General features: G+C 54.4%; 9 protein-coding genes. 8 read left to right on the top strand and 1 reads right to left on the bottom strand.

What is annotated here, in order from left to right; translation table 11 throughout:
• Positions 1-270: 270 nt before the first annotated feature.
• Positions 271-708 (bottom strand): PH domain-containing protein, encoded by a 438-nt coding sequence (locus BLR50_RS13845; protein ID WP_092643629.1) that lies wholly within the window; start codon positions 706-708, stop codon positions 271-273.
• 596 nt (positions 709-1304) lie between these two features.
• Here BLR50_RS13845 and BLR50_RS13840 point away from each other — a divergent pair.
• The 8 genes from BLR50_RS13840 to BLR50_RS13805 all read left to right on the top strand — a co-directional run bounded on the left by BLR50_RS13840 (position 1305) and on the right by BLR50_RS13805 (position 10713).
• Positions 1305-2153: a phosphate ABC transporter substrate-binding protein gene (locus BLR50_RS13840; RefSeq protein WP_092643626.1), complete on the top strand. Its 849-nt coding sequence runs from the start codon at positions 1305-1307 to the stop codon at positions 2151-2153.
• A gap of 334 nt (positions 2154-2487) precedes the next feature.
• A complete protein-coding gene (locus BLR50_RS13835; protein WP_092643623.1) occupies positions 2488-3573 on the top strand; it encodes a phosphate ABC transporter substrate-binding protein in 1086 nt (361 codons plus the stop codon).
• A gap of 196 nt (positions 3574-3769) precedes the next feature.
• Entirely contained in the window at positions 3770-4720 is a 951-nt protein-coding gene (gene pstC, locus BLR50_RS13830) for a phosphate ABC transporter permease subunit PstC (RefSeq protein WP_423230295.1), read from the top strand.
• Positions 4721-5087: 367 nt separating this feature from the next.
• A complete protein-coding gene (gene pstA / locus BLR50_RS13825; RefSeq protein ID WP_092643620.1) occupies positions 5088-5969 on the top strand; it encodes a phosphate ABC transporter permease PstA in 882 nt (293 codons plus the stop codon).
• A 54-nt stretch (positions 5970-6023) separates the two neighbouring features.
• Positions 6024-6776, top strand: coding sequence for a phosphate ABC transporter ATP-binding protein PstB (gene pstB / locus BLR50_RS13820; RefSeq protein WP_092643617.1), 753 nt, complete (start codon positions 6024-6026; stop codon positions 6774-6776).
• Between the two features lie 70 nt (positions 6777-6846).
• Positions 6847-7509: a phosphate signaling complex protein PhoU gene (gene phoU / locus BLR50_RS13815; RefSeq protein ID WP_092643614.1), complete on the top strand. Its 663-nt coding sequence runs from the start codon at positions 6847-6849 to the stop codon at positions 7507-7509.
• Between the two features lie 51 nt (positions 7510-7560).
• Complete coding sequence (locus tag BLR50_RS13810) at positions 7561-8253, top strand: response regulator transcription factor (RefSeq protein WP_092643610.1); 693 nt, start codon at positions 7561-7563, stop codon at positions 8251-8253.
• 723 nt (positions 8254-8976) lie between these two features.
• Positions 8977-10713, top strand: coding sequence for an ATP-binding protein (locus BLR50_RS13805; protein WP_092643607.1), 1737 nt, complete (start codon positions 8977-8979; stop codon positions 10711-10713).
• Positions 10714-11072: the final 359 nt, after the last annotated feature.

The raw sequence follows: 11072 nt of genomic DNA, 5'->3' as shown, positions 1-11072 counted from the left end.
TATAGTGTAGGGGAGACCTTTGGTCTCCCGCGGTATTTTACAGCGCTCGGCTAGACCGCGGGCGCTTACTAAGCGCCCCTACAGCCCCGTTGTGGATTGGGTGATAAACCGCGGGGTATCGGGGGACACCGCCCCTAAAACGCACGGTAAGAGAATACGAAAGGTATACAAGTTTAATATATATACAAATTAGAGAGTAATGAATCGTTTCATAATGTCATAAAGCAAGCGTATGCGCAATCCGTTTCACAGCGATTGTGCGGGAAGGGGCTATCTGCCGAAGCTGGGGGAAAGCTGCGCCTTTAACCGCTTCTGGGCGTCCGCGTCAAGGCCGGGGATGCGCAGGGTGGCGCCCGCGGTGCGCAGGGTGGCGGTGGCAAGCCCGAACGCGGCGAGCGGCAGGGTGGCGTCCATCGAGGCAAAGCGGATGTTTTCAACAAGGATGTATTTCTCCCGCACCCCGATAATACCGCACCGAACCATTACAAGGCTGCCCTTTACGCCATAGGCTAGGCGGCGGTAGCGCTGGGGCAGCACCCAGATAAACCCCGCCGAGAACACCGCCAGCAGCACCACCGTCACCCACACCCACAGCGGGCGGGAAAAGCTGAGCAGAGAGGCCGCAGCGCAGCACAACACAAGGGTTGCACAAAAGAGCGCAAGCCACCATGCATAAAGCAGCCGGATGCTGGGCTTTTGCAGTTCCATATGCACAACCTCCCCGATAACAGTTATTAACCATGGAAAGCGGCGGATTTACTTTACGCGTTGATGAATGGCGGATAGAATAATTATACGTCCTGTTCGGCGGCAGAAAACCAATCGAAGGGCTAAAGGCAAATGTATAGTAAAATCATTCATACCAAATGCTTACACAAAAAATAGTATTATAAGACATATATTTTACCCATAGTTTATAAATATAATCATTAACCGGCACCGCTTTACACGTTCTTTACACAACTTTACACAAGGCATACGATTGCTTTACTTACCCTTGCTACCTTATGGCAGGGGTTTTTGTTATATTGAAGGTGTACTAAGGAAATAATGATTAGTGTTTGAGAGGATACTAATACGAGTTAGAATCAGTTGAAAATTTGAAGTCTTTAATCTGTGTGCTTTGGCGAAGAATGCTCTTACTGATTTTTATGAGAAATAGTATTGTATACATCAAACAGGGAAAAGGAGATAAGTTTGAAAGATAGATCTTTCAAACTTTCAGTTTTGTGCTTTTTGGTCGATGACCAAAATTTCGGCTAAGGCCGAAACCGCACAATTCCAAGAAAGGAAGAGTTATTATCATGAAAAAGGTTCTTTCTGCCGTATTGGCGCTTGCCGTTTCCGGCGCGCTGTTTGCCGGCTGCGCCTCCCCCGGCGCTTCCGCTTCTTCCAAGGCTGGCACTGCTGCCGGCACCGGCGCTACCGGCAAGGTAAGCCTAACCGGTTCTTCCTCTATGCAGGAGCTGATGGAAGGGCTTATCGAGGCCTATAAAGAGGTTGAACCCGGTGTAACCGTAGAGTGCCAGTATCCCGGCTCCGGCCAGGGCATTACCGCAGTAACCGAGGGCAAGGTTGACATCGGCAACGCCTCCAGAGAGCTGAAGGCGGAAGAAGCTGCTAATCTGGAAGCGAACATCGTTGCAATCGACGGTATCGCGGTTGCTTTAAACCCCGCAAACAAGGCTGACGACATCAGCGTAGAACAGCTTGCCAAGATCTACACCGGTGAGATCAAGAACTGGAAAGAGGTTGGCGGCGACGACAAGGCTATCATCGTAATCGGCCGCGACGCGGCTTCCGGTACCCGCGAGGCATTCGAGAGCATCGTAGGCGTAAAAGAGAAGTGCAAGTATTCCCAGGAGCTCACCAGCACCGGCGCTGTAAAAACCGCGGTAGCTTCCAACCCCGATGCGATCGGCTATGTATCGCTTAACGCGGTAGACAACACCGTTAAGGCCAGCAAGATTGGCGGCGCCGAGGCAAACGAGGCTTCTATACTGGACGGCAGCTACAAGCTCAGCCGCCCCTTTGTAATGGCCACCAGCAAAACCAAGACCTTAAGCGCTCCCGCAAAGGCGTTTTTAGACTTTGTTAAGGGCGAAAAGGGCCAGGAGGTTGTGAAGAGCCTCGGCCTCATCGTAAAGAAGTAATAAAGAATTATAAAAGCACAACGATTGAAAGCAGAAGGGGTGGGGCAACAGCCTTGCCCATTGCCCGGATAAAGAGTGAAGCCGCATAACAGCAAAATAATCCGTGCCTATAACAATATTCATTTCAGCTTGCCCCGTAATACTAATGTGATAACTGAAACGGCATAAATTTACGTTATTATTACCTTACTTTACCCAAGACAGACAGTTCCTTTACCTTTTATTGCTACCGAGCCCTTCGGGACTTTGTTATGATGGTTATGTCCCAAAGGAAAACTCACCATTGTTTGAGGTATAGTATGCTCAAACGATATAAGGAAAAGGAGTCTGTTCAATGAGAAAAATTCTTTCTGTAGTATTGGCACTCGCAATCTCCGGCGCACTGTTTGCCGGCTGTGCTTCCACCCCCGCGGCCGCTTCTTCCGAAGCCGCATCCTCCGAGGCTGTTTCGTCTGAAGCCGTATCCTCCGAGGCTGCATCCTCCGCTGCCGCTTCCTCCGAAGCTGCATCCTCTGTCGATGCTTCTTCCTCTGAGGCTGCTTCTTCCGAAGCCGTTTCCTCTGAGGCTGCATCCTCCGCTGCCGCTTCCTCTAAGGCTGCATCCTCCGCTGCCGCTTCCTCTAAGGCTGTATCCTCTGTTGCCGCTTCCTCTAAAGCTGCTGCTGATGTTGCCGCCAAGGGTACCGGCCTTACCGGCAAAGTAACCCTTACCGGTTCCACCTCTATGCAGGAGCTGATGGAAGCCTTTATCGAAGACTACAAGACGGTTGAACCCGGCGTAACCGTAGAGTGCCAGTTCGTAGGCTCCGGCCCCGGAATCACCGCGGTAACCGAGGGCAAGGTTGACATCGGCAACGCCTCCAGAGCGCTGAAGACCACCGAATCTTCTACCCTTAAGGCTCATGTTGTCGCCATAGACGGTATTGCGATTGCTTTAAACCCCGCAAACAAGGTATCGGATCTTACCCTTGGCCAGATCGCCAGCATCTACAAGGGCGAAGTAAAGAACTGGAAGGACGTTGGCGGTGCTGATGCCGCTATCGTCGTAATCGGCCGCGACTCCGCTTCCGGCACCCGCGAGGCCTTCGAGAGCATTGTGAACGTAAAGGATAAGTGCAAGTATTCGCAGGAGCTCACCAGCACCGGCGCAGTTCAGACCGCGGTTGCTTCCAACGCAAACGCAATCGGCTATATCTCGCTCAACGCGGTAAACTCTAAGGTTAAGGCTTGCAAGGTTGGCGGTGCCGAGGCTACCGATGCAAATATCATCAAGGGCACCTATGCACTCTCCCGCCCCTTCGTAATGGCTACCAACTCCACCAAGACCTTAAGTGCTCCCGCGCAGGCCTTCTTAGACTATGCAATGGGTGCCAAGGGCCAGGCGGTAGTAAAGAGCATCGGCCTTATCTCTAAGAAATAGTTTTTAGCACGGACGCAATAAATTACATAATGCTGAGCAAAAAGGGTGGGGCAATGCCCCGCCCATTCGCTCAATAATCAACTGTTTTAAAATGCCCCGGTTTTATCAGCGGGCTATAGGTTATACAGGCAAAGGCAATCACCGCGTGTACCATCATAAAAACAAGGATAAAAATCAATATTAAGGGGGAGTTCCCTTGCAGGCAACAAGCCAAAAGAGCTTTACCATACAAGGCAGCAGCAAAACAAAAACCGCCATAGAAAAGTTTATGACCGTGGTTTTCTTTGTGTGCGGTATTACCGCCGTAGCCGCGGTGATCGGCATTACCGTTTACATGATTATCGCAGGCTCGCCCGCCATTGCGAAGGTGGGGCCGCTGGAGTTTCTGTTCGGGAGCGAATGGCTGCCGACCGCGACGGAGCCGAAGTTCGGTATTCTGTATTTCATACTCACCTCTATTGTAGGAACGCTGCTTGCGATTGTGGTAGGCGTGCCGGTATCGCTCTTAACGGCGATATTCCTTTCGGAGCTTGCGCCCCCTGCATTATACAAGGTGGTGCGCCCGGCGGTGGAGCTGCTGGCGGGCATCCCCTCGGTAATCTACGGCATTATCGGCGCGCAGCTGCTGGTGCCTTTAATGTCAGCTTTTGAAACGGCAATCTTTAAAGACGACCCCGGCCACACCTTTACCGGCGGCGCAAACCTGCTTTCAGCGGTATTGGTTCTGGCGGTGATGATACTGCCCACCATTGTTAACGTAAGCGAAACCGCGCTTCGGGCGGTGCCCCGTGAATACAAGGAGGCATCTCTTGCCCTTGGCGCTTCTCATATACAAACCATCTTCAAGGTGATGCTCGGCGCCGCGCGCTCGGGTATTGTCACCAGCATTGTGCTTGGCATCGGGCGTGCCATCGGCGAGGCCATGGCCATCATCATGGTGGCGGGCAACGTGGCGAACCTGCCGCTGCCGTTTAACAGCGTGCGGTTCCTTACCACCGCCATCGTTTCGGACATGAGCTACGCCGCCGCGGGGCTGCACCGCGAGTCGCTGTTCGGCATCGGCCTGGTGCTGTTCGTGTTTATTATGGTAATCAACTTCTTCGTCAATATCCTGCTAAAGGGAGGCAGCAAAAAAGAAAAGGGCTGAGAAGACGATCTTTCTATTCTGCTGGTTTAACTAACAACTAAAAACGAATCTCTAGCTACTAGCGGCCCACCCCCAGCCCCCTCCCGTTTAATAAAAAGGCTTATGCTAAAGCCATATAAAACGGGAGGGGGAAGAGAGCGAGGGGGGGTGCGAAGCACCCCCCTCGCGTCTAGCCCCCCTTTCGCACGAACAAGCCTGCTTCTTATGTATAGCTTTCGGTGCGAGAGGGGGGTAGGGGGGTGAGTATTACAGGTGTCATATCATAAGATGAAAATTTCTTTAGGTATTGTAAGTAACAGAGCCCTTTTAACAGTTTTTTAAGACCACCAGCTACGCTAGTGGGGATCTAATAGAAAGGATAGAACTTATGTCGGAACAAAAAAGTGCCGCTACCATACTGGGCAGACGCCCGCGTGTTTCAGACAGGGTGCTCAAGGCGCTGATCTTTTTAAGCGCGGGGATTACCGTGCTGCTGCTTGCGGGTATCCTGATCTATATTCTGGTGCGCGGCTTTCCCAACCTCTCGTGGGAGTTTCTCTCCACCGCACCCAGCACCCTTAAAAAGCGCTTCGGCATCCTGCCCTCGATTATCAACACGCTGTACATGATTGTAATTACCCTTGTAATCTCCACCCCCATTGGGGTAGGTGCCGCGATATACTTAACCGAGTATGCCAAGCAGGGAAGGTTTATCCGCTTAATTGAGTTTACCATCGAGACGCTCGCGGGCATCCCCTCTATCATCTACGGCCTGTTCGGCGCCATCTTCTTCGGCACCCTGCTGCAATTAGGCTACTCCATCCTTTCGGGCGCGTTCACCCTCACCATCATGGTGCTGCCGCTGATTATCCGCACCACCGAGGAGGCGCTGAAAACCGTACCCGCCAGCTACCGCGAGGGCGCTTTGGGGATGGGCGCCACCAAATGGTATATGATACGCACGGTGATTCTGCCAAGCTCGCTGCCCGGCATTATTACCGCGGTAATCCTCAGCATCGGGCGCATCGTGGGCGAATCGGCGGCGCTGTTGTACACCGCGGGCTCGGTAACCAACCTGCCCGCCAACTGGCTGACACACCCCGCCTCTTCGGGCGCGACGCTTACGGTTCAGATGTACTTCGCCGTTTCGGAGGGCCGGTATATCGAGCAGGGCTTTGGTATCGCGCTGGTGCTGATGGTGATAGTGCTGCTGATTAACGGACTCACCAAGGTGCTTGCAGGCCGTGCAGGCAGCAAGGCCAAGGGATAGATTGTTTAACGCAAACAGACAGAGAATGAACTTGTGGAAAGGTATGATAAACGAATGAGCAGCATATCGGTAAAAAACCTCGAGCTGTATTACGGCGATAACCATGCGCTGAAATCGGTTTCTATAGAGATTGAGGAGAACAAGATTACCGCCCTTATCGGCCCGAGCGGCTGCGGCAAATCCACCTTCTTAAAAACGCTCAACCGCATGAACGACCTTGTTGACGGCGTGAAGATTACCGGCGAGGTGCTGATTGACGGCGAAAACCTCTACGACAAGCGCGTGGATGTAACCCTTCTGCGCAAAAAAATAGGCATGGTGTTCCAAAAGCCCAACCCGTTCCCCATGAGCATCTACGACAACGTGGCCTACGGGCCGCGTATTCACGGCATAAAGAGCAAAAGGCAGCTGGACGAGATTGTAAAGAACAGCTTAATCGGTGCGGCGCTGTACGACGAGGTAAAAGACCGCCTGCACAAGAGCGCGCTTTCGCTTTCGGGCGGGCAGCAGCAGCGCCTGTGTATTGCCCGGGCAATGGCGGTGGAGCCGCAGGTGATTCTGATGGATGAGCCCACCAGCGCACTGGACCCGATCTCCACCATGAAGATTGAGGAGCTGATGCTCACCCTGAAGGAGAAATACACCATTGTGATAGTAACGCACAATATGCAGCAGGCGGCGAGAATCTCGGATTATACCGCGTTCTTCCTTGTGGGCGAGATGGTGGAGTTCGGCGAAACCGAGGCCATCTTCAGCCTGCCAAAGGATAAGCGCACCGAGGATTACATCACCGGGCGCTTCGGATAAATTATGGAATATTATTGTACTTAGCCCTTTAAAAACAGTATAATGAAACCAGAGAGGATTGGTAATAATTATGGGAGCACGTCCTTCCTTTGACAGCGAGCTGGAAACCTTGAATATAGAGCTGATTCGCATGGCGGGCCTTGCCGAGCAGGCCATACGAAACTCGATTGCCGCATTAACCAACCGCGACAAGGCTATGGCGGTAAACGTAGCCGAGCACGACCGCGAGATAGACGAGATGGAAAAAACCATCGAAACCCGCTGCCTAAAGCTGTTGCTTCGTCAGCAGCCGGTGGCGCGCGACCTTAGGCAGATTAGCACCGCCTTAAAGATGATTACCGACATAGAGCGCATCGGCGACCAGGCGGCGGATATCGCCGAGATACTGATGAACCTGAAAAACGATGAGCCTGCCAAGATTGCCCGGCATATCCCCGAGATGGCACGGGTAGCCTCTGAAATGGTGTACGACAGCGTAACGGCGTTTACCAACAACGATCTTGAGGCTGCCAAGGCGGTAATTGCGCGCGACGATGTGGTGGATGACCTTTTTTGCAAGGTGCGCAGCGACCTGGTGGAGCTGATCGGCACCACCCCCAACAAGATAGACGAGGCCATTGACGTGATGATGATTGCAAAATACCTCGAGCGCATTGGCGACCACGCCGTGAATATCTGCGAGTGGGTGGAGTTTTACGAAACGGGCGAGTATAAGAACACCAAGCTGCTGTAAGAGCTTTAAGAAGCGCGGCGGAGAAATTCATGAAACTAGGACGGTGCTGCTATGGAACAGGTTACGGTATTTATCGTAGAGGACGACGCGAACATCCGCGAGCTGGTGCGCTGCACGCTGGAGGCGTTCTCTTACAAGGTGTCGGCCTTCGAGAGTGCGGAGGAGATGTTTGCAAGCGGCAAAACGCCCTCGGTATATATCCTTGACATCATGCTGCCGGGCATGGACGGAATAGAAGCGCTGCGGCGGATAAAAAGCAGCCCTGCCACCAGAAAGCTGCCCGTGATGATGCTAACCGCGAAAACCAGCGAGATTGACAAGGTGACCGGCCTTGACAGCGGCGCAGACGATTATCTGCCAAAGCCCTTCGGTATACTGGAGCTTTCCGCCCGCCTGCGTGCGGTGCTGCGAAGGGCGTACCCGGCAGATGAGCAGATGCGCCATATCGAGAAGAACGGGATTAAGATTGACCTTGACAAGCACGAAGCGAGCAATCACGGCGAGTTGCTGGAGCTGACACTGAAGGAATACGAGCTGCTAACCCTGCTGATGCAGAGCACCGACCGAGTGGTTACCCGCGACGAGCTGCTCAACACCATCTGGGGCTATGAGTTTGTGGGCGAAACCCGCACGCTGGATATGCACATCAAGAGCCTGCGCGCAAAGCTCGGCGACGACGCCGAGCACCCGCGCTACATAAAAACCATACGCGGGGTGGGGTACCGGTTTGTGGAGCAGGGGTAGATGGCGAATCGTAGGAAACGGTCTTGACCGTTTGGCGATAATTATGCGGTTGCGTTAGAGCCGCGGGCGAACACAGTTCGCCCCTACAGAGCCGGGAACATCGTACCCGCGTAACAAAGGGTATGTTGTAGGGTAGACCATTGGCCTGACGCGGTATGTTCATAGTGTTCGGTAAGACGGCGGGCGCGCAATGCGCGCCCCTACATACCGCCATTGGAACACCGTATGGGCAACCCGTGTATCGTTGCGACGGTTGAGAGCCGCGGGCGAACACAGTTCGCCCCTACAACCCCGTCGCGGATTTGGTTATAAACCGCGGGACGTTGAGGACGCCGTCCCCTACATACCGCCATGCAAGCGCGGCTGACATAGACAGAGGCACCCAATACGGGGGTACCCGTGCGGGGGCGAAGCCCCCGCACATTCCTCCCCCTCCCGCATAAGGAGAGCTTGGAACAATGTGCGCCCCAGATGCGGGATGAGGGTAAAGCTTCGCTACGGCGAAGCTCTGGGGTGGGTATATGCAGCCCCGATTACATGTTGCGTAGGGAACGGTCTTGACCGTTTGGCGGTAATTGTGCGGTTGCGTTAGAGCCGCGGGCGATTGATAATCGCCCCTACAAGCCCGTCGCGGAATTGGTTAAAACCGCGGGGCGTAGGGGACGCCTTCCCCTGCAAACACCACGTTATTGGCGCACCGTAAATATAAAGGAGAGCTGCCGGATGAAGAACGCCATATTGAAGCGCTGTGTTATTACCGCGGTGATTGCCCTGCTGGTATCGGCGGTAATTTCGGGGCTGATATTGCAGTCTATGCGCCAGAATGAGATTGAAACCAGCATGCGGCTGATGCTTAATTCGGTGAAGAACCAGATTACCTACGATTTAGCGCATAACACCTTCTCCCCGCAGGACGAGGTGAAGAAATATACCGATTACCGCCTGAGCATTATTCAGGGCGACGGCAAGGTGCTGGCCGATAATGAGGCCGTTAGTGAAACCATGGAAAACCACGCCGACCGCCCCGAGTTTATAGAGGCCAAGGCCACGGGCACAGGCACCGCCGTGCGGTATTCCGCTACACTGAAAAAGAACGAAACCTATGTGGCCATGAAGGTAAACGACGACCTGTATGTGCGCCTTGCCATGGAAAACCGGCAGGCCAACACCATCTTCGCAAGCATTCTGCCCGCGCTGCTCATCGGCATTGCGGTGGCGGGTATCCTTACGCCGGTGATGGCCAAAACCATTGCCAGGGATGTGACCGAACCGCTGATTCAGGCACGCAACCAGATAGAGGATATCGCCACCGGCGAGCGCGGCGAGGTGCTGCCAAACCCCAAGTATGAAGAGCTGGTGCCGATTGTAGACAGCGTAAACACCCTATCCGCACGCATCAGCGCCGCATTAAAGCAGCTGCAATCCGAGCGGGAGCGCAGCAAAACGTTGCTTGACAACATGGAGGAGGGCCTGGTGGTAATCGACAGCCGCCTGCGGGTGGTAAGCACCAACCTTGCAAGCGAGCGGTATTTGGGCGGCACCAATGCGCTGGGTAAAAACCTGATGATGCTCACCCGCAACGAGCGCATCCTTTCGGCAGTGCAGGCGGCGGTAGCGGAGGGGCGCTCCACCATCTTTGATCTGAACAGCTATGCCGACGACAGTGTCATCCTTTCGGCACACATCACCCCCGCGCGCGGGAGCATTATCTCCACCGGCACCGCGCAGGAGGAAAACGGCGCCATCATCCTGCTTACCAACGTAACCACCCTGCGCGAAACCGAGAAGCTGCGCAGCGAGTTTGTGGCCAACGCCTCGCACGAGCTGAAAACCCCCATCACCTCGATTAAGGGGTTTGCCGAGCTGCTGGCGGCGGGCCTTGTAAGCGACCCGGAGAAAACGGCGGATTACTTAAACCGCATTACCGCCGAGGCCGCGCGCATGACGACGCTTATTAACGACATTATAAAAATCAGCGAGCTGGAGAGCGGGTGCCGCCCCGAGGCAAACGAGCGGGTGAACCTGAAAAAGCTTGCCGAGGAGATTGGCGAGAGCCTGCTGCCCGCGGCGGGAAAGAAGAACGTGAGCATCGAGGTAACGGGCGACGACATCAGCCTTACCGCCAGCCGCGAGGATATGCGGCAGATTGTGGGCAACCTGATGGACAATGCCGTAAAGTATAACGTATCGGGCGGCAGCGTGCGGGTGCTGTGCAAAAAACAGCGCGACGGCATCTCGCTTACCGTTGCCGATACGGGCATCGGCATCGCCTCGAAGCACCACGGGCGCATCTTTGAGCGGTTCTACTGTGTGGATAAGGGCAGAAGCCGCACGGTGGGCGGCACCGGCCTTGGGCTTTCGATTGTGAAGCACGCGGTGGCGCGCTGGGGCGGGGAGATTCTGTTTCAGAGTGCCGAGGGCGAGGGGACGACGATTACGGTGGTGTTTAAGGAGCATTAAGCAAAAATAAACCGGCGGGCAAAGCTGCTGCTTTTGCCCGCCGGTTTTATGTTGCAGGGGAAGGTCTTGATTGTTGCATGGGAATAATACGGCTGCGTCGTATCACGGACGCGCAATGCGCGCCCCTACACCTTCGACGCGGATTTGATGATAAACCGCGGGGCGTCGAAGACGTCGCCCCCTACAAACCGCCGTCGAAGTGCCGCAGGGGTACGTTCTTTACGGGGGGGGCACATGTTCTGGGGCGAAGCCCAAGAACATTCTTCCCCCTCCCGCATAAGGAAGGTTCAAAACCACATACGCCCCAGATGCGGGATGAGGGTAAAGCTTCGCTACGGCGAAGCTCTGGGGTGGGTATA

Origin of the sequence: Acetanaerobacterium elongatum (assembly GCF_900103835.1) — a bacterium.
Taxonomy (GTDB): domain Bacteria; phylum Bacillota; class Clostridia; order Oscillospirales; family Ruminococcaceae; genus Acetanaerobacterium; species Acetanaerobacterium elongatum.
This window is presented reverse-complemented; position numbering and strand designations above follow the sequence as displayed.

Coding starts and splice junctions, on each gene's coding strand:
- BLR50_RS13845 (WP_092643629.1), bottom strand. CDS start 708: ATGGAACTGCAAAAGCCCAGCATCCGGCTGCTTTATGCATGGTGGCTT.
- BLR50_RS13840 (WP_092643626.1), top strand. CDS start 1,305: ATGAAAAAGGTTCTTTCTGCCGTATTGGCGCTTGCCGTTTCCGGCGCG.
- BLR50_RS13835 (WP_092643623.1), top strand. CDS start 2,488: ATGAGAAAAATTCTTTCTGTAGTATTGGCACTCGCAATCTCCGGCGCA.
- pstA (WP_092643620.1), top strand. CDS start 5,088: ATGTCGGAACAAAAAAGTGCCGCTACCATACTGGGCAGACGCCCGCGT.
- pstB (WP_092643617.1), top strand. CDS start 6,024: ATGAGCAGCATATCGGTAAAAAACCTCGAGCTGTATTACGGCGATAAC.
- phoU (WP_092643614.1), top strand. CDS start 6,847: ATGGGAGCACGTCCTTCCTTTGACAGCGAGCTGGAAACCTTGAATATA.
- BLR50_RS13810 (WP_092643610.1), top strand. CDS start 7,561: ATGGAACAGGTTACGGTATTTATCGTAGAGGACGACGCGAACATCCGC.
- BLR50_RS13805 (WP_092643607.1), top strand. CDS start 8,977: ATGAAGAACGCCATATTGAAGCGCTGTGTTATTACCGCGGTGATTGCC.